At 37.8% G+C, this 19,774-nt stretch carries 16 protein-coding genes and 1 pseudogene; 7 read left to right on the top strand and 10 right to left on the bottom strand.

Annotated elements, in window-relative coordinates:
- Positions 1 to 318: 318 nt before the first annotated feature.
- The 4 genes from RCP16_RS07715 to RCP16_RS07700 all read left to right on the top strand — a co-directional run bounded on the left by RCP16_RS07715 (position 319) and on the right by RCP16_RS07700 (position 2,877).
- Entirely contained in the window at positions 319 to 747 is a 429-nt protein-coding gene (locus RCP16_RS07715) for a MarR family winged helix-turn-helix transcriptional regulator (RefSeq protein ID WP_308642466.1), read from the top strand.
- A gap of 42 nt (positions 748 to 789) precedes the next feature.
- Complete coding sequence (locus RCP16_RS07710) at positions 790 to 1,536, top strand: SDR family NAD(P)-dependent oxidoreductase (protein WP_308642064.1); 747 nt, start codon at positions 790 to 792, stop codon at positions 1,534 to 1,536.
- 16 nt (positions 1,537 to 1,552) lie between these two features.
- Complete coding sequence (locus tag RCP16_RS07705) at positions 1,553 to 1,924, top strand: DoxX family protein (protein WP_308642063.1); 372 nt, start codon at positions 1,553 to 1,555, stop codon at positions 1,922 to 1,924.
- Positions 1,925 to 2,325: 401 nt separating this feature from the next.
- Positions 2,326 to 2,877 carry a hypothetical protein gene (locus tag RCP16_RS07700; protein ID WP_308642062.1) on the top strand — a complete coding sequence of 184 codons (552 nt, stop codon included), beginning with the start codon at positions 2,326 to 2,328 and terminating at the stop codon, positions 2,875 to 2,877.
- Between the two features lie 304 nt (positions 2,878 to 3,181).
- On the opposite strand, the gene ilvD is transcribed toward RCP16_RS07700, so the two are convergent.
- Both ilvD and RCP16_RS07690 read right to left on the bottom strand, forming a co-directional pair.
- On the bottom strand, positions 3,182 to 4,873 hold the full coding sequence (gene ilvD / locus RCP16_RS07695; protein ID WP_308642061.1) for a dihydroxy-acid dehydratase: 1,692 nt from the start codon (positions 4,871 to 4,873) through the stop codon (positions 3,182 to 3,184).
- 17 nt (positions 4,874 to 4,890) lie between these two features.
- On the bottom strand, positions 4,891 to 5,556 hold the full coding sequence (locus RCP16_RS07690) for a GntR family transcriptional regulator (RefSeq protein WP_069328872.1): 666 nt from the start codon (positions 5,554 to 5,556) through the stop codon (positions 4,891 to 4,893).
- Positions 5,557 to 5,674: 118 nt separating this feature from the next.
- Between RCP16_RS07690 and RCP16_RS07685 the strand changes: the two are divergent.
- Positions 5,675 to 5,971: pseudogene (locus RCP16_RS07685) on the top strand (GNAT family N-acetyltransferase); the annotation flags it as partial.
- Positions 5,972 to 6,246: 275 nt separating this feature from the next.
- Here RCP16_RS07685 and RCP16_RS07680 read toward each other — a convergent pair.
- On the bottom strand, positions 6,247 to 7,494 hold the full coding sequence (locus RCP16_RS07680; RefSeq protein WP_308642465.1) for a macrolide family glycosyltransferase: 1,248 nt from the start codon (positions 7,492 to 7,494) through the stop codon (positions 6,247 to 6,249).
- Positions 7,495 to 7,515: 21 nt separating this feature from the next.
- Positions 7,516 to 8,832, bottom strand: a complete 1,317-nt coding sequence (locus RCP16_RS07675; protein WP_308642464.1) for an MFS transporter — start codon at positions 8,830 to 8,832, stop codon at positions 7,516 to 7,518.
- Between the two features lie 268 nt (positions 8,833 to 9,100).
- On the opposite strand from RCP16_RS07675, the gene RCP16_RS07670 reads away from it, so the two are divergent.
- Entirely contained in the window at positions 9,101 to 9,760 is a 660-nt protein-coding gene (locus RCP16_RS07670; RefSeq protein ID WP_308642060.1) for a helix-turn-helix transcriptional regulator, read from the top strand.
- Positions 9,761 to 9,847: 87 nt separating this feature from the next.
- On the opposite strand, the gene RCP16_RS07665 is transcribed toward RCP16_RS07670, so the two are convergent.
- From RCP16_RS07665 to RCP16_RS07640, 6 genes are all read right to left on the bottom strand, one after another.
- The gene (locus tag RCP16_RS07665) at positions 9,848 to 10,204 is read right to left on the bottom strand and encodes a hypothetical protein (RefSeq protein ID WP_308642059.1); all 357 of its coding nucleotides are present in this window, start codon (positions 10,202 to 10,204) and stop codon (positions 9,848 to 9,850) included.
- A gap of 38 nt (positions 10,205 to 10,242) precedes the next feature.
- On the bottom strand, positions 10,243 to 10,887 hold the full coding sequence (locus RCP16_RS07660; RefSeq protein ID WP_308642058.1) for a sugar O-acetyltransferase: 645 nt from the start codon (positions 10,885 to 10,887) through the stop codon (positions 10,243 to 10,245).
- Between the two features lie 157 nt (positions 10,888 to 11,044).
- A complete protein-coding gene (locus RCP16_RS07655) occupies positions 11,045 to 11,656 on the bottom strand; it encodes a CPBP family glutamic-type intramembrane protease (protein ID WP_308642057.1) in 612 nt (203 codons plus the stop codon).
- A gap of 672 nt (positions 11,657 to 12,328) precedes the next feature.
- A complete protein-coding gene (locus tag RCP16_RS07650; protein ID WP_308642056.1) occupies positions 12,329 to 17,101 on the bottom strand; it encodes an S-layer homology domain-containing protein in 4,773 nt (1,590 codons plus the stop codon).
- A 192-nt stretch (positions 17,102 to 17,293) separates the two neighbouring features.
- A complete protein-coding gene (locus RCP16_RS07645) occupies positions 17,294 to 17,767 on the bottom strand; it encodes a coagulation factor 5/8 type-like protein (RefSeq protein ID WP_308642055.1) in 474 nt (157 codons plus the stop codon).
- A 250-nt stretch (positions 17,768 to 18,017) separates the two neighbouring features.
- Positions 18,018 to 18,983, bottom strand: a complete 966-nt coding sequence (locus RCP16_RS07640; protein ID WP_308642054.1) for a poly(ethylene terephthalate) hydrolase family protein — start codon at positions 18,981 to 18,983, stop codon at positions 18,018 to 18,020.
- A gap of 196 nt (positions 18,984 to 19,179) precedes the next feature.
- Here RCP16_RS07640 and RCP16_RS07635 point away from each other — a divergent pair, with 196 nt between their 5' ends.
- On the top strand, positions 19,180 to 19,710 hold the full coding sequence (locus RCP16_RS07635) for a TetR/AcrR family transcriptional regulator (protein WP_069328864.1): 531 nt from the start codon (positions 19,180 to 19,182) through the stop codon (positions 19,708 to 19,710).
- Positions 19,711 to 19,774: the final 64 nt, after the last annotated feature.

Raw genomic sequence — 19,774 nt, 5'->3', positions numbered from 1 at the left:
CGGATTTACTTGGACAGAAGTTGTCGATGCTCCACTTAATATCCATCAATTATCTATACACTCTAAAGATCCCTCACGTTTATATGGAGCACTTGGTGTTTCTTTTTTAAAGGAACAGAATTTAGGTCATTGCTATGTACAAAGTTTAGATATGTTTTGACATGGGAATATATTACCGATGGATTAAAATTTCATTATAGTCAACATCAATTAGTGATATCACATTACAATGTCCAATCCGGTATTAGATTGACAGTAGATAGTACATCTCGTATGATTCAGACAAAATTACTATCTGAGAAATGGCGAGGTGATACGATGAATTTACACCAACTGACTGGATTTCTTGTACATCGTACAGATGTGAAAATGACTAACTATTTTATGAGAACGTTACGCCCTTATGATATTACACCTGATCAATGGGGGATCATCTCCATTTTGGATACGGAACGTGCAGTGAATCAGAAGCAACTCGCTGAAGCGATCGATCGTGATCAAACTACGGTTGTTCGTATGATTCATTCTCTCGAACGTAAAGAAATGATTAAAAAAGTAGCTAATCTAGAAGATAAACGCTCTCATCATTTATATCTGTCTACTAAAGGAGCAGATATCAAAAAAAAGTTACTGACTACAGTACAAGAAGCACATGACTATGTCACTAGAGGATTTACAGTAGAAGAAATCGAACAACTTCAATCTTTTCTTAATCGTTTATATATTAATGTTATGGATGAAGAATAGTCGTTTGAGATATTCTTTATATCCTACAAGGAGGACGTTCTTTTGTTAAATAATAAGGTTGCCATCGTTACGGGAGCAAGTCGAGGAATTGGAGCTGCAACAGCATGCCTTCTAGCACAACATCATGCTAAAGTAGTGGTTAACTATTTTAGCAATGCTGCGGCAGCTCAGCAGGTTGTAGAGGATATCAAAAAAAATGGTGGTAAAGCCATAGCGATTCAAGCTGATGCTAGAAATGAAGAGCAAATGTCTTCGCTTGTGCGGGACACACTCAAGCATTTTGGACATATTGATATACTCGTTAGTAATGCATCTATTTCTTTTCCAATGACTTCGTTTTTAGATATTTCTTGGGATGAATTAGATCGTAAAGTTTCTGATGAGTTAAAAGCAGCTTTTGTATCCACAAAGGTTGTATTACCACATATGATTCAGCAAAATAAAGGGAAACTAATTTTTATTTCAAGTGGACTAAGCAACTTTGCACAAGCTGGATTTGTCGCACATGGCATTGCAAAAGGAGCACTCAATTCTTTTGTCCGTTATATAGCCCATGAAATGGGACCCTATCAAATTACTGCCAATGTTGTATCTCCAGGAATGGTTGCCACTGATGCTACTTTGCATACGCCTGCAGAAGCTAAAAACCAAACGGCTCAGATGACACCGCTTGGTCGTATTGCACAGCCAGAAGATATTGCAAAATCAGTTGTAATGTATGCTAGTTCATATAGTGATTTTATTACCGGTGCTTATGTCCCTGTATCAGGTGGCATGGAAATGAATTAATTGATTTTTATTTTAAATGAAAGAAGGGAATTTCATCTACATTACGATAATTATTATTCAAATTTTATTAGGGATATTCTTTTTAATGACCGGATTCAACATTGCTTCTGGCAAAATGGCTGAAGAGTTCAAAAGATTTGGCTTCCCCTCTTTTTTCAATATACTAACAGGAAGCTTTGAAATTATTGGCGCAATCGGCATGATTATAGGAATCTGGGTGCCTGTAGTGGCACTTCTAGCAGGATTTATTTTAGGTGGAACGATGTTAGTCGCCGCATTTACATTGATTGTGATTGCTAAAGATGCTTTGGCTAAAGCAATCCCTTCTATTGTTTTGAGTTTGATCAGCTTGTTTATTGCTTATTACCATTTTGTTTATAACATTTGAAATTGAAGAAAGCCGAAGTAGCTCCTTTATGCAGCTCTTCGGCAAATTTTCCTCTTGAACAACACCAATTGAAGACAATTTAGCATTTTTATTTATTATCGCAGTTTGCAAATAATTACATAGGCATAATATGTAGAGTAGCTAGAGAGATATTAAGTTCTCCCCCGCTATCCCAATATTATAAATGATTTACCTTTTCATTTAAGAAGTATACTCTTATATCAGATTTTATTTAATAGAAAATATGCTGATAACGTTATTTATCAAAAAAGCGGCCTCTCTATTATTGCTTTAAACATTACGCATGTAATTTTATTAGATTGCCTCAGCAACCGCTTTTGTGGCTTGGCGGGCACCTACGGATATAACGGAAGAATAGTACGTTAAAAGGAGATTTATATATGATAAGAAACGACAGAGATACAATTGTAGAGGGTATCAAACATTTATGCGATGGAATTGGGCCATTCCAAAAAATGGATTCCTATGAGGATTTTCTTAAAATGCAAACGGATATCTATGATACTTTTGGAGACGATTCGTTCGATATTTTAATTGATATTTTATTACATCCTCCTGAGTTAGGACGCATTGATTCGAATGATTTTGACTATGAATTACAAGAAGCTCTTATAGCGATTGGGCTTAGAAACCCTCGCTATACTTTGGATACAGTCGAGAATCTGCTTAGTATAAAAAGTATACGGCTTGTCCTGATCAATATCATTGGTGGATTGGAAAATGAAGACGGGTTGTTTCTATTAGAGTTTTTATTACAACAGTCAACAGAGACGGATCCCTTGTCGGAAGATGAGCTCATAGAGTTGGCTTGTGCACTCGATGAGATTAGAGGTGAGAAAGCTGTTGAACTTTTAACAAAAATGAAAATAAGATATTACAATCATTCACCTGAGCTATTGCAATATATAGAAGATGGATTAAAGGTACGTTAGTAGCTTATTTCAAGTTATGGAGTAAAGTCCAGCAGTTCTTTTGAACGTTCATATTGAAGAGGACGCAATTGCACGGGGGATCATAAAGCGAGAGTAGATAGAATGGCTTATGCACGATTTCATCATATTCTCCGAATTTTTCACACTCGATTTCAATGACAAAAAATTGTTACTGGCATCATCTTTCGCTATCTCGTACAAGAAGATAAGGATTCTCAAGTAATCATCCTACAAGTAGCACTGGAAGAATCGGAAATAAACAAAAGCAGCCGATCATGATAATCGGCTGCTTTTGTTTTATATTCTATTCCATCAAATCAGTTACTGCCCCTTTAGAAGCAGAAGAAACTAATTTGGCATATTTGGCAAGTACACCGGATTTTACTTTCAGCGGCGGTTGTATCCACGCTTGCGCTCGAGTGGCTAACTCCTCTTCTGATATCTCAACTTTCATCTCCTGGATATCACTATCGATCGTAATAATGTCCCCATTTTGCAGCAAACCGATTGGTCCGCCTACTTGTGCTTCAGGTGATACATGGCCGACTACAAATCCATGTGAACCACCCGAGAATCGACCATCTGTGATGAGGGCGACTTTCCCACCAAGCCCTTTTCCTACGATGAGTGCTGTAACGGAAAGCATCTCAGGCATACCAGGTCCACCCTTCGGACCACAATAGCGTATAACCACGACGTCTCCTTCTTTAATTTCATCATTCATAATTGCTACTGTCGCTTCATCTTCGCTGTCGTAAACCTTGGTCGGACCGGAGAACTTCTGAATCTTCATGCCTGACATTTTGGCAACAGCACCTTCAGGAGCGAGGTTTCCTCGAAGTACAACCAGTGGTCCATTGGGCTTGAGTGGATTATTAAGCGGTCGTATAATCTCTTGATCATTCTGAAGTGGAGCAGATTCCGCTAAATTCTCTGCTAACGTTTTACCTGTTACTGTCAGGCAATCTCCATGAAGTAATCCTCCAGCAAGTAATAGCTTCATTACTCCTGCAACGCCGCCAATATCATTCAAATCCTGCATTACATATTGACCACTTGGCTTCAGATCCGCCAAATGAGGAACACGCAAGCGAATGCGCTCGAAATCATCCAAGGTTAGATCTACTTCTACCGAGTGTGCAATAGCTAGCAGATGGAGAAACGCATTGGTTGAACCCCCTAGAGCCATAACAACGGTGATCGCATTCTCAAATGCTTTCTTGGTCATAATGTCTCTTGGATAGATTTCCTGTTCAAGAAGTGAGATGACCTGTTTACCGGCTGCTTCACATTCCAAAGCTTTATCTGCTGAAATAGCTGATGTCGAAGAAGAACCAGGTAAACACATGCCCAGTGCTTCTGCCGCTGCTGCCATCGTATTAGCGGTATACATGCCGCCACAAGCCCCTGGACCCGGGCATACGCTACATTCAACTTTATGCAGCTGTTCCTCTGTTATTTTACCATCTTGATATTGTCCTACTGCTTCAAAAGCCGAAACGATATCTACATCTTTACCATCGAGTTTACCGGGTTGAATAGTTCCTCCATATACATACACGGAAGGAATGTTCATCCGTCCAATAGCCATCAGACATGCAGGCGTATTCTTATCACAACCACCGATCGCAACCACGCCGTCAAAACGCTCAGCTCCGGTCACAATTTCAATCGAATCAGCAATAGCTTCCCGGCTTGGTAGTGAGAACAACATCCCGCCATGACCCATCGAGATCCCATCAGACACGGTAATCGTATTGAAAATCAATGGAGCACCGCCGTTATTACGTGCGCCTTGTTTCGCTTGTACTGCCAAATCATTAATATGCATATTACATGGTGTTACTTCACTCCACGTACTCGCTATACCGATCATTGGCTTTTTAAAATCCTCATCTTGAAAACCAACAGCACGTAGCATCGCTCTGTTCGGTACGCGGTTAGCTCCTTCACTGATTACCTTGCTTCGAATACGAAGATCTTTTTTATTTTCCATATTGTTTACTCCTCATTTCAAAATATATCGTACAGTTCCTGCATCGGACGAATAATATTTTGTTTCATTAGTATATGAGCATCGTCACTATTTTTACTTTCAAAAGCTTTAATGATCAACTCATGTTCTTCGACTGAAGCCAGTGTAGCTGTAATCGGTTGTTTTAAAAACACATATTTGAAACGTCTAATGTGAATTTGAAGAGATGTATTAAATGTAGCCACGTAAGAATTCTCTGAGAGCTCCACAATATAATTATGAAATTGCTCATCGACCTCCATCGCTTGATACACTTGTCCACTTTTAATAGAACTTGCAAATTCCGAATTGATGGATCTTAATTTCTCGATCTGTTCTGGAATAATAATTGGAGCGGCAATTTCAGCAGCTAAAGCTTGAAGAGCCGCCATCGTTGAATACATCTTAAAAATATCATTTTTCTCAATAGTCGTTACTTTTGTTTCTTTGCCTGGATGCATCGACACGAGACCTTGAACTTCAAGTAATTGAAATGCCTCACGAACCGGTGTCCGGCTAACTCCAAGCGATTCAGCCATTTCCGCATCAATCAGCTTTTCACCGGGTTGCAGGGTTCCATCAATAATCCAACGCTGAATCTGAGAAAATGCTCTCTCCTTTGCAGACATACGGACAGGTAAGGCAAAATCTTGAGGAATTGGCATGCGTTTTCATCCTTTTTACAATTGTTATTATATGCAATATATCGCATACAAGTGTGAGAAGCAATTGTTATTTAATTTTTTTTAATTACAAAATGAATTTCTGGAAGGATGATAAGAAATGAAATCAAAAAAAATAGACTCCATTGAGGGGCCCAACATCGCTTTTCAAATAAGAGAAGAAGTGTTTGTGAAAGAACAAAATATACCCATTGAAGTTGAGTTTGATGATCATGATAGTTTAGATGGACAGTGTGAGCACATCTTGGGCTATTTTAATGAACTGCCTGCCGGAACAGGCAGAATTATTATTCAAGATGGTATAGGTAAATTAGATCGAATATGTATCCTAAAACCTTATCGCCAATATGGTCTCGGTAAATTAATCGTTACATCACTGGAAGAAATTGCAGAAGATAATAGTATATTCATTCTAACTCTTAGCATTACATTGACCATCCTATCATAGCTTGGAAGCTCTCTATTTGACGTTCTTCTGGTCGGTTCCTCTCACATTCCTCAGTTAAGTAATATGCTAAATAAACATAATTATATAGCAATATAAAAGAGTTGTTCTTCATAAGAACAACTCTCAAAGTTCTAGCCATTCAACTCGATCAAAACCTACTGCTGTTTGAGTTTCGATTACTAATACATCTTACTTCGAATGAAAGTTCCTTATGCACGAACAACTTATTTATTAGTCAACTTCGTATTCGAGATCTTGCTATGAAATGAAGCCATATGACTCATAATCATTTCAGCGGCTCGCTTATAACCGCCAGCCTGACGTAAAGATTCACCGATGATGCAAGCCTGCTGTTTATAAGATGGATTGCTTAGGACTTCTAATAAGACCTCTCTCATATCAGCTGCACTCAGCTTATGTTTATTTAAAGCAATACCTGCTCCCAATTCCTCTACTCGATTGGCTACAAGCGGCTGATCCGACGTTAGTGGAATCATGACTAACGGAACGTTGTAATAGAGCGCCTCACTCGCACTATTCATTCCGGCATGAGTGATAAAAACATCCGTATGCTGTAGCATATCCAACTGTGCAATGTACGGCATGACGATAAAATTAGAAGGAATTTGATCAGCCAATGGCTCCATATCTGTGTATCTTCCTGAAGACAGCACCACATTTACTGGTATATCCCCAAAGGCTTCAAAGCAAAGCTGATAAAACTCCAAGTTTTTATTTAAAATAGTCCCCATAGCAATGTACACTGTTTGCGGGTAACGTTCGCGAAGGAGCTCGAACGAGAACGTCTGAACATCTTGACGAGGTATGATCGAAGGCCCCGTGAAAATAAAGCGATTATCCATTTTTTCTGCATATGGCTGAAAATAACGACTTGTATACACAAGTTTTAACTCCCCTGCATGTGCTGGAATCTCCTCTATAGAAGGAACGCTTACTTGAAATTCTTGCGCTAACGCCTGCGTTATCTTCATTGTAGCCTCATACAGTTCCTTCGTATCTGTGTCCAGTTCTTTCACGCCTTTTTCAGCTCCCAACGGATTGATAAAAGCAAAGGAAGCAATCGAACACACCGCAGGTATTCCTAGCTTTTCAGCAAGAATAGTCCCTCCCCAGCCCATCAGTGAATCAAAAATCAGATAATCGAACTTTTGATTTTCGATCACTCGAAGTACTTCGGGTATAATCCTCTGAATGATACCCGCTACCATCATATAAGTGAACTGATAAGGATGCTTGTATTCCTGTGGTTTTAACACTGGATCATGCGAAAAGGCATCTTGTGGGAATGGGTATGTAATCAACAGAGCTCCAGTCTGTTCAATTCGGGAACGATACTCCTCTGTACACACATAGACAACTTGCTCACCATTATCAACCAATTGAGTAACTAATCCTAACGACGGATTTACATGACCTTCAGCCGGAGTAATGACAACTAATACACGTGCTATGGTGTCCACCTCCCCATCACTCTAATTTTTTTCTGTTATTCGTAAAGATGCTAAAAAACTCAATAAGACCCAAAGTAATTGGAGGATAAGCACTATCATTACGCCTGCCGATATGCCCCAATGTAACGTTTCTGACAAAGCGATTAGAGCACCTCCAACTCCGATGCTTACTCCTATATAGAAGGAATCTACGAATTGCAGATTTGCAGACATTTCTCCTTCTTTTCTAGGAGCCGCATGCTGTAAAGCAATGACCGCAGTAGTAGGATTAGCCAGTCCAACACCGAATCCGGTAATCATTTGCGAAAGCAGAATAAGTAAAATTCCACCATCTGACAACATAAGGGCTAAGATCACAATTACAGTTCCTGCGATCATAATCCCGATACCTCCCATCACTCTACCTTTGCGACCACGACCTTGATCTCGTACATCAAGCTTGGCTTGCAACCATGCGGCGGCGGACCAACTTAAAGAACCTGCTGCTACAATAAGGCCAGCAAGATCTGCTGATAGTCCCTTTACTTCGGTTAATGCCAAGATCACAAAACTCTCTGTTGTAAAATAACAAGCTACATACAATCCTCTGGAAACCAATGTAGCAGGCAATCCTTTTTTCACTGTAAAAGTACCTTTAGGAAGAAGTTTTCGCATTTGTGGGATCATGATGAATAATCCACCTAAAGTAAGCACTATTCCTATCCAATCCGTGATCATACCAAGTCCTGTGAGTAATAAGCCTGTTCCAATAGCAAGTAGGATCGCATAAAGAGTCTTCGAATCAGATTTTTGGACTGAGTCTGTCAGCACTTGCCGAAGCTGTAGATCACGGAAAGAGCGGAATGTGAGACTCAATGCTAAGCCAATCAAGGGCAAAACTATCCAGAAAACAAATCGCCATGACATATATGAGGCAATAAGACCTGCCAGATAAGGCCCAATTAAAGAAGGCAAGACAAATGCCATAGAAAATGCCGCTAAAATTTGAGTACGAAGAGAATCCGAATAATGCAGTGTTACACAGGTATATACACAGGTAATCAGAGCTCCTGCCCCAAAACCTTGAAAGGCCCTTCCTGCAATAAGCATGTGCATATCAAAAGAAACAGCCGAAACTACAGTCCCTAGCACAAAAATGCTAAATGATACAAGCATAGATGTAAAAACGCCACGCTTATCAACCTGCTGCCCCATAACCAGAGTCCCAACAAGCTGAGATAACAAAAATGCACTGAAAATCCAACCGTATAAATGAATACCTTGTAAGCTTTGTGCCATTTTCGCTGCAATTGTCGTAATAGCCAGTCCCTCGAAAGCTACCGTTGTTAGAACTAGCATAATACCAATCGTCAATGCCCTATGTTGCTTATCAAAAATGCCAATCGGATTGTTATTTATTTCCTACACCTCCATAACAGATAATTTGGTAAAGTGAACAAATGATTTTTAAATAGCAAAAAATGGATATGTATACATTGTACCCGGATACTTAGTAAACATTTTTATTTACAAAGTCTAAACTACATCTCAGCTTTGACTTTGTCAACATTTTTCTTTAAAATGTAGTGAGTCATGTAGAATAACTTGATTCAAAAGGAGATGTACCATGAGCAAGAATCAAATCAAAAAGGATGTCTCCACCCGTACTCGAAGAGGGATCATTGATCTGTTAAAGGAGCAAGGAGGAATGGATGTTGTAGCACTCTCCTCTCAATTTTCATTGTCAGGAATGGCGATTCGTCAACATCTGAATGCGCTCAAAGAAGAAGGATTGGTTATGAATGTGGAAGAATCCCGTCCGATGGGCCGACCCGCCAAGCTATGGGTATTAACTCCCGCCGCTAACCGTTTTTTCCCAAGTGGCTATTCAGATTTATCCGTCAGCCTTATTCATTCGATCAAAGAAGCTTTTGGCAATGAAGGGCTGGATAAACTGCTGGATGTTCGAAATAAAAATATGCAAGAACAATATCTTCAGCATCTTGGAGGTATATCAGATATTCGGGAGAAACTGGAGAAATTAGCCGAGATAAGAACCATTGAAGGTTATATGGCTGAGGTTAAGACACAGGATGATGGTAGTTTTTTATTAATTGAGAAGCATTGTCCGATTTGTGAAGCTGCTGCTGTATGTACTGGATTATGCAAGAATGAGTTACATTTATTTCAAACGGTTCTAGGAAATAATGTTCATATTGAACGAGGGGAATACATTTTAGCAGGAGGAAGAAACTGCATATATACGGTTAGAAAAAATAAACCATAACCCAAAGAGCAACCTCATTAGAGATTGCTCTTTTAGTATAACCAGTGTGTTCCTTTTTCTTATTATTTATGAGCCTATTCACCTTGTTCATACTCCATGAAAAAATATAATCGTTGAGCGCATGTATCGATAATATTCGGTTCCTTGCTTTTTAATAAAAATATTTGCAGGAGAGTTAGGTCTACCCGGGTAAAAATACATCTGGTCTTTGTAGGCTCCTTCTCCTTGCGTAAACTTTGTGGGCTTCGCCTCTTTCAGATCCACCGTATCTTTATATGTCCAATGTTCCCCATACGCTTCGATCTTTGGAGCATGAGCTTGGAGACGCTTTACCGTAGAGTATAAAGTAGGAGTGTGATTATAAAGTAGCAGTACTTCTACTCCTATATAAATCACACATGTTGCGCTGATCACCAGAATCCATTTAATCACTCGTTTGCGCATTTTCACACCTCTATTTCTGTAATTGCACCTCACTATTTCTAGTCATTGTCTAAGATATGGCAATCTGCTAATACTTCTGGTTTGTGACGCATACTGTCTGATTCTGTAATGGGTCTAATCACTTTACAAGGAACCCCTGCTGCAAAAGAATGTGCCGGAATATCTTGAGTCACGACACTACCTGCCCCAATAACACATCCGTCTCCAATGGTTACGCCACCACATACTGTTACATTTGCAGACAACCATACATCATTCCCGATCTGCACAGGTTTGGCATAACATAAAGAATTCGGCACATTGTGCTGATCTAGCATCTGTCGACGTTCAGAAGCTATAAATGGATGAACAGGTGTAACAATAGTAACATTGGGTCCAAAACTAGTATGATGTCCAATCGTGACTTTGGCATCATCTTGAACCGTAAGATTATAATTGGCAAAAAAGTGATTCCCTATTTCAGTATGAAGACCATAATGAAAAAAGATAGGTCCTTGTAAGAAACACCGTTCGCCTTTGCTTCCAAGCAGCTCGCTAAGCAATGCTTCACGCTCTTCGACCTGATCTTCATAAGTGTCACTATACTGATGGCTGAGTTTGTGAGCATTTAATTTAATTTTTTTTAGATCCGGATGACCAGGGTTAAACAATAATCCATCAAAAATGCGTTGTTCTTCACTCATAGGACATCTCCTTTTAAAAGTATGTATAGACACTTTATAACTATCCTTTACAAAGTATCTACAGTTCAATGCGTATGTATATCTTCCCTTAATATACTCTATAAACAACCCTAGCTAAACATTTGTTTGAACTAGGGTTATAATTTGATTCAACATTTTAGAATAATAAGGCAAAAAAATCAACGAGCATATGCGTTAACCATGATCCCCAAATACTTTTTCCAGTTTTTATATACACAAAGTTAAAAATAATTCGTGCTACACCCTGTAACAAAATAACGTGTACTAATGTTGAAAAGAAAGAGCCATCCCAATAAGACGGAATATGAAGAAATGCAAAAATCAATGCACTCCATAACGTACTGCTAACTAATGAGAGCCCTTTGTTTCTCGCAGCTTCTAATATCCCTATTCCTAGCAATTCTTCCCCCATCAACATAAATGGAATCATCAAAGCCAGTTGACCCAAATGACCTGATGCTGGATTAGCACTCCATTCAAAACCAAGCTGTACAGACAATAATCCAGTAAGCATTCCCAAAATCAAATAACTTACTGCACCTATTGGAATCAACCATAATGCACGAGGAGCTACAAATGCTTTTTTGCTATCTTTTCCGAAAACAGTGATCCACGCTAGAATTCCACCCAAAAACATTCCCCACCATGCCCATGAAATAAGCATTAAGCTACTAAAACCCGCAATAAGAAATAGAGCACCTATAAGAATACGAATATTGGAAATAGGCAACTCTCTAATACTATTCATATTTACCCTATCGTTACTTGAAGTCATAGAGAATCACGACCAGACTTTGAAAATTGGCTCCATAATAGCTTGGATTGGAGCTGAGACCATGCTAAAATAGCTGAGTAAAAAGATATCTCTGTTATCCAAACTTTAAAATCATTCAGTATGTATCGATTTGTATCTGTATGATAGGTTTTAATAGTATACGATTCGGTAATATGCAACATAGTTATTTTCCCCTTAGATGAATTGGTATTTAGAATGCGACTTTATTTGGAAAAATAGAATTAAAGCAAATAACAACAGATTAACAAGATGGTTTACAAAGAGTATATTTATCATCAATAAAATAGTCAATATGGAATAAAATTCTAAAATATAAATATTATTCTCAAATCTATTATTGTAATTTCTTATTTATTCGCAATAGTTAATAGTAATCCAGCTTTGCCAAAAACATATTCGTTAGGAATGTTTAGATTTAGATGGCATAAACCTACCCAGAATCCTGTTGGGATTTTCTACACTCTATTGTATGATCTGTCCTCCATCAATTTGCTTCTTTCGGATTGCAGATCATTTTGTACATAAATAAAAAAAGCACCAAGACTTTAAAAGCCTTGATACTCAATGTGTGAAGAAAAGCAGGTGCTACACATGATGTGCAACACCTGCTATTTATTCATGTTATCACTTATGCAATAATCTATAAACCACCACAGCTGTTTCTTCTTTTGTAATCTTCCGATTGGGTTTAAATTGACCATTCTCATAACCGATAAAAAGTTCTCCTCCTAGTTTATTAATTGCTACTTTTGCCCATGAAGGAATATTCTTTTCATCGGTAAATGGATATACAGCATCTCCCTGATACTTCATAAAGCTTTGCAAAATTTTAGCTGCTTCTGCTCTAGTGATTACTCGATCTGGCTTAAACGTTCCATCGGGGTAGCCTTCAATATAATTCAACTGAGCTGCTTTCATTACATCATCTGAATACCATTTTCCGTCGATATCATTAAATAGATTGGATACTGGCAAAGAGTCAGCTGAAACGTCAGGCTGTTCATTGCTAGAACGAAGCAATATACTTACAAATTCTGCTCTGGTAATGCCTGCTGTAGGATTGAAATTACCTAATTCGTCACCTTTTACAATACCACGATCAGCTAAATCATTAATGGCACTTTCCGAGTACCGAGACTTCACGTCAATAAACCTATTGACTAGATCATTATCGCTAGCAGATGGACGTACAGATACTGATGCATCATTCTCTACTATTTTATCCGGATGCTGATGGTCTATAGTCACGGCTGGATTTAAAACGGTAGAAGGCACATTACCTACTGCTTTTTCTTTCGTTTTAAAAGTTATACTTTGTACTTCCGATGGAATGCCTGCCGAATTTTCTGTCCATACATTTATGGTGTATCGATGTGCATCTGACAAATTCTTGAGTTCAATCATTGGTGATGATGATCGCTGCATCTCATGTTTACCGTCTGCAAAAATAAAGGTGTCTAGATCGCTTCCATTTCGCGCGTGTATAGTGGCTGAAGATGTAGTGATATCTGCTGTATCTAATTGAAATCCTGAAAAAGGATGCGTTTCGAAAGATAACTTATACAAGTCTCCCATGACTCCTGTTGCGTTAACGGCACGAATGCCAAAGTTATTATATTTTGTACTACTTGTTAGATGATCTAGGCGCATCTGATTGTCTTGAACGGTGTAGAGCAACTTATCACCATCATACACATGATACGAAACCGCTCCTTTAAAAGGTTCCCAACCTATAGTGGCATAATCAGACTGTAGATCTAGAATATTCAGCACATTCGCTTGATTGGCTTGAGATGGAATAGGTGCTCCCTGATATTCTATCCATAAACGCTCAGGGCTCTCGCCATTTTTACCTACAGCTGCAATCCCAAAAGATGATACAACTCCAGCATCTGGGCTAGGTAAGCTTGCACTTAAGTCAGTGGTGGTTTGGATCAAATGTCCATACGTATCATAGATACGGTAGTATAGAGCACCCTCAGAAGGTGAAAATGCTAATTGAAGATGATCATTAGTATTTGCATATACTTTTCCCGATTCAGGAGCAAGCGGTATTGTCTGAAATTGAAGAGATTTTACAGCAGACTTTCCACTTTCATTAACAGCATATACATGTACTGAATAGATCTCACCGGCTTTTAGATCGTTTAAATCAATAATGGAAGTTGAACTTGTATATTCTTTTCCATTGATCGTAGCAATATAGGTAGAAGCTCCTTTTACAGGTCTAAACTTTATTTGTGCTGAGGTATAAGCAATATTCTCAATATTTAAATCCTCATTAATCGATTCAGGCAGTGTAATAAACGTCGTATTCGCGGCCTCTCCTGTGCCAAAATCGTTAAAAGGAACAACAGAAACAACATGCGCACTACCTGAATTCAGTCCAGTAAACGCATAACTTGCCTGATCTGTTGTTGCTATTTTGATACCGTCTAGATAGATATCATAGCCTTTGGCACCTCGTACATCTCTCCAGACATAAGTAGCAGAGTCTATAGCTATGTTTTTCTTGATCAACTCTGTTGCAACAGGTAATGTCCACAACGAGATATTTCTAAAATCACTCTGTCCGGATGTATTAGTGACAGCAATAGAGTAATTGTAGGATGTACCTGAAATGAGATTATGATCAGTAAATAGAACATTTGAATCTGGATAAGCTACATGGTATTCGTTATAGGTGCTATCTGTAACGGTTGTATACGTTTCTTCAGTAACGGTAACAATATGCTTATCATCGCGTTCTACATCATAATAAACATCTCCGGTTACATTGTCCCAGGATAGCTGTGCAAAATGAGTTCCAACCCCTAATACATGTAAACCAGCAAGCGAAGGTAAAGTCAAAAAGGTGTAGCGACTTTCCAGACTTTGACCCGATTCATTCACTGCATGAATACTCAAGGTATAGTTATTATTAGGAGCAAGTTGTTCGAATACACGACTTGTATTCATTATTCCTTTGGAAATGACAACTCCATTTTTATCAGCAAGTTCATATAAGTAATGAGTAGCAGATAGAATAGATTCTAGCTGTACACGCATAGAAGTTTCGGATAATGGATAGGCACCTTCTACTCTTGCAGCAGCAGGAATAGTAGTATAACTATAGCTTACAGATTCACCTCTACCCGAAACATTAATAGGTGTGATGATGTAAGTATATGAAGTGCCCGGTGTTAAATTAGTATCTGTAAATGAGTTGCTACCAGCAGGTATATTTAATATATTTCCTGTTTGTTGATTCATCACTTCATACGATTCATCTACTCTAGATGGTAATATCCCTTGAATACTGCCTGATGATGAAGAGCTTAACTGAATATCATCATGAGCCAGTTTTTCTGGCAGAGCTTTAATTTTGATTTCTTTTGAGCGTCCATAAGACTCATTGCCTGCTGAATCTATTGCAAGGACATGAACATACCAAATGCCCTGCTTTTCGGCTGGTAATGTAAGAGAAAAGTTCTCGGTACCTTCTATCCACTGCGCATTAATGTCTGGACGAGTACTCTGTTGATTGACCAAATAACGAACAGATTGTAATGATCGATCAGCAGTTAGAATATGTACATCAACCTGCTTAGCTTGCCAATCAGATCCATCTGGTGTAAATGAAATTACCGGACCTTCTTTGTCTATATTTGCAACTGTGATTGTTTTGGAAGACGGGTTCCCTATCCAATCATACGTAGTAAATGTATAATCACCATTCTCTGTTACATTATACGAAGTAACTCCTGTCGCTACATGATTACCATTCGGAAGCATGGTCTTAGTAATCCATGTATCTGGATCAGTAGCAGATACATAGATCGTATTCCCATGACGATTTAATTGATTGGAAGCAAGCGATAAATTCAATTCGGGTTGGCTATTATCATTTAAAGTGACCGTCTGTGTCGGGCCGATATTACCATTCTTATCGATTGCTGCTACATGAATAAATGGAGTAGTAACATCAGGAGTGATTGCTATATGAGTCGCAGAAGTCGTCATAGATCCAGATGTAATGGTTCCATTAGAATTATTATCCTGAGTTACAATGTATCCTGCTATACCCGAAGTGACTTTAACTTGAGTAGGATCTTGAATTGAACCTAACGAACCATCTCGTAATTGACCTTGAATGCTGTATGTATAGTCTGATCCATTATCTATTGGAGCTCCCCATGTTACAACGACATTTTTATTTGAAGGAACGAATGTATAGTTCAGGCTATCTACTTGATTAGGTTTCTCCGTATCTACAGCACTATTATCATTATAATTTGAATCATAACCTGCATAAATCTGTTGACCATTTCGGTAGATTATTGCTTTTTGAGCATAACCGATTTTGAACTCATCCACTTGCATAACACCGTTAGTAGATGAGGTGAAGCTAAGATTGGCTCCATATTTACCTAAGTCAAACTGTGTCGTATCTGCCGGAATATCAAGACTACGGCTGTAAGTTGCCCAATCTGGATGATACCCTATATCAGACATACCGGTACCAAAATCTCCATACGGGAACGTAATTAGGGAATCTCCCGGTTGAAATGTATACTCCCCATTGTTAGTCATACCCGATGCTCCAATCGTTGTATACCAGAAAGAAGAATTAGAAGAGTCAAGAACCAGCGACTGAGTTGCGGCTTGATATTTGTAATAAGCAACTGCCCAGTGCCAATCGGTATTGGCTGAACTAAGTATAGTTAAAAATTGTCCGTCAGGCCAATCAGGAGTTCCTCCATCTACATATACAGGAATAATTTGAGGCGTATTTGCTGGTTTGACTGGAACAATAGATGTAGTATTTTTAAAGCGGACCATCCTTCCACTGTTGTCTGTCAATTGAAGCCCTTTTTTACCACGAATATCACTAAATTGGACTGCACTTTGATTCGTTGATCCAGACAAAGAACGCATATCGTACTGAGCTTGAAGTCGTGCTCCTTGCTGAAGACTCGCAATAGAAGTTCGAGCCAAGCTTGTATCGCTAGATGTAGTAGGATATCCATACGCATTACCTTTACGGTTAGTAATAGTATTAGTAATTTGTAAGGAGGTGCCTTTATCTGTAGGAACATAAGATTGATTGCCTTGGTTACTGCCACTACCGTAATAGGTGGAAAATGTATTAGATTCGAAATTGGTTTTATACAGCACTTCACTATCTGGCATAATTACAGAAAAGTTCAATGAAACCGAGTTAGTATCAGCCTTTGCAGATGTAATATCAGCTGTCACATTTGCAGCATGAACACTAGAGATCGGACCGAATACAGAGGTTAAAATAAGAATGCTTAAAGAAGTTTGCAGTAGTTTACGATGAGCTACCAAGCGAGGTAATTCACTGCCAATAGTTTGTATAGATTGTTTATCCATAGTTTTTTTTAATTTTTTCACTATATATGCTCCTTTATGAAAACAAAAAAAAGCACCTCGCCATAGATACAAAGTATCTACAAGCGAGGTGCTTCCTCGTAACTTCATTTAATTGAGTTTATCATACCTGCATTTTAGAAAAAAAGCAAAGGGAATTATAATAAAAAGTATTCTCAATCATTAGCAATTCCATAAATATGATTACAATTCTATTTAAATGCCAAAATGAAGAATAGATTTATTACCACCTGATGCTTGAATGGTTAAATTTACTAATAAATGTAATTCATGTTGTAAAGCCTCTCGATGTATTTGAATTCTTGTACTTTCCCAATAGCCTTCTTCGTCTTCAGTTTCTCTCCAAACTGTCTGACCTCTCAAACTAAATCTATCTGGAGCTTCTTCTATACAGCAAAGCCATTTTTCTAAAATTTGCTTTAACTTTCCAGTCTCTGTTGCAGAAATAACAGTTAAGCCATAATAAGTTAACCCGCTTGTGTTTTGTTTTGTTGCAGGGTTATAAGTAGGTATCCAATTCAAAAAATTCATTAGGTATAAAATCAAATGATCAGATATGCTTGCTTTTTGCTTCCATGTATACCTATTAGAGCTATACCATTCATAAATATAATTTATATCCATATCAAAATTGTTGTTCACAAGAAAAAACTCATGTTCTAAACTCATTATATTCACCTGGGTTGACCCCATATTTATGTATTTGTATACCTGTAATTATACTATCATATATTTGCATTACTATGCAGATCGTAAATTCAGCACATATTTAACATAAAAATAACTAAATATAGTTTTTTGTATGTAGATGAAGAAGAAAAAGAGGAGTAACCTGCTCTTATAGCAAATTCTACCTCTTTGATTAATCATTATATTTTCTATCTTCTTTAAATTACAGTATAACTTTTCTATACTATTCCTATTTGCTTTTTTGAATATCTTGCCAGTTAGAATTTCTTAATATTTCAGCGTTTTTTCCCAAGAATACTGATCCTGCTTCTGGATCATCTTGTAGCTGATATAACATCCAAGCTGTCATATATCCATCGGCTCTATTCATATCCCAGTGCTCTGCTCCGCTAACTCTTGCACGAATTTTAAATACGTTATTTGAAATTTTATTGTAGTTCTCTATAAGAGATGAAAGTGGTGCAACACCTCCAAAACTGGTTTTTGAATCTTCACCAGAGTCGTCAGATTTACCTGTTCCTGCTGACATAAAATAAGGAATGTTAACTTTGGAAATGTCATATCTCCAACCCATATTTTTGGCAAGAAGCGGATAGGCAGCACTTCCAGTAAATATCGTTTTATATTTAGAGCTGTTTTTGTACTCTGTAACAGCTCTTAATGCTCCTGCCCCACCTTGAGAATATCCGATAGCACCGATACGGTCTTGCTGGATCTTTCCGTATAATACACTTTCAGTATTTTTATTTAGTGCCAATACATCGTCTAATGTTTTTGAAGTCGTTAAGCCTGATCCTGCTTGCTTATCTTCATTACCTACTACAATAAATCCCCATGAAGCAAGTCGTTCGAAAAAAGGTTCATACACAGAAGCGGCTGTATTGCTAGCATTTGTTACTACAATCAGTGGATACATTTGCTGTTTATTTTCGAGTTCTCTCGGATACCAGATGCTGTACTCTTTGATCAGATTGTCCTCTGATTTCAGCTTAACTTGCGATACTTCGTAACTTCCCAATCCGGCATATTTTTTTTCTAATATAGCCTTAGATTGAAAATTCTTATAATACGTATCTTCTATCATCGGCTTTTTAGAATCTATATGATTCTTAATCAGTAAAAAAGCGACTGCAATAATAACTACAATGAACAGACTTAACAACGTTATTCCTACTACCTTTACACTCTTTTTCATATTAATCTTTACTTTCCTTTCCGTAGATCAAGAAATGTTTTATATTAGATATAATAATGAAACAACTGTTCCATTTCGGTACATCTGTTTATTACTTTATCATTATAATCATTGTTTTCTTGATTTGAGAATACGTAATAGCATGAAAATGACCGTAAACACGCTATGCGGAACAAAAAGGAGAATATGTACCTTTATGAAAAAGAATCAAACGATATTTCTAAAATTATGTCTAGCAGATGCTCTTATCAAACTGATGGCATCACAAGACTATGATACAATCAACGTAAATACGATTTGTAAAGTAGCTGGAGTGGGAAGAACAACTTTTTATAGACATCTTAATCATCAAAAGAGTAAAGATGAACTTTTGATGTTCAAACTTAATTACGAATGGGAATATTATGCCGAACAACACGAAGAAGACGTAAAAAAAGATAAGGGTTTTGCCATGTTGAACTATATCTATGAGAATAAGCGACTGTTTACTTTATTAAATAACAATGGACTGGTTACCCTCATTATGCATCTCTTTGAACAATTGATACCTGCTGAAGAAATCTACGATAAAAGCCTTTCTTACCTTATGTCCTTTTTTTCTTACGGTTATTTTGGCGTTGTCTATCAATGGATAAAGTATGATTTTGATGAGACACCTGAGCAAATCCAAAAACATATCATAGATACACTTTCATCAGGAATGAAAAATCCGCAGGATGAAAAATGAATATAAAAAAAGAACAGCATGGATAGCTGTTCTTTTTACTGCTTAATTCTTACTTACCTTTTTT

The organism is Paenibacillus nuruki (assembly GCF_963311185.1).
GTDB classification, from domain to species: Bacteria; Bacillota; Bacilli; order Paenibacillales; family Paenibacillaceae; genus Saccharibacillus; species Saccharibacillus nuruki.
The sequence above is the reverse complement of the archived record's forward strand: the minus strand, read 5'-3'. Positions and strand labels throughout refer to the sequence as shown.